Below are 368 nucleotides of genomic sequence, written 5' to 3'. Positions count from 1 at the left end.
GATATATCTGAAACGTAAGTTGTAACAGTATACGGCGTGCTGTCAAGTACATAAGGTGCAGGAACGTTTGTTTCTACAAGTGTGTATGTGTAATTGAAAACGTCGGGGTTTTCGGCGTTTATTCTGCCTAAAGGCAGACCGTAATATTCAGCAGCCCCGTTTTCATCGGTAATGATCTTTCCGATAACATCGCCTGCCGCATATGCTTTGCCCTTGTACTCGTCATTGCAGAGCTTAGCAGTTTCCTTTTCGGTAAGCGCCTGATCGGTAATAATATCAAATTCCGCGTCCTTAACGGGAATGTCGTTCTTGCCGTCATTTTTGTTTACGATGATATTCAGCTTGTACGGCTCGTCCTGAGTGTCAGT

At 44.3% G+C, this 368-nt stretch carries 1 protein-coding gene; it reads right to left on the bottom strand.

The window, feature by feature from the left end:
• Positions 1 to 368, bottom strand: a 368-nt coding sequence (locus LI114_RS13790; protein WP_227221142.1) for a prealbumin-like fold domain-containing protein, incomplete at both ends; no start/stop codon positions are given.

Origin of the sequence: Ruminococcus sp. 210702-SL.1.03, assembly GCF_020559915.1 — a bacterium.
Taxonomy (GTDB): domain Bacteria; phylum Bacillota; class Clostridia; order Oscillospirales; family Ruminococcaceae; genus YE71.
Note: the sequence above shows the minus strand (reverse complement) of the source record. Positions and strands in the feature narration are given on the sequence as shown.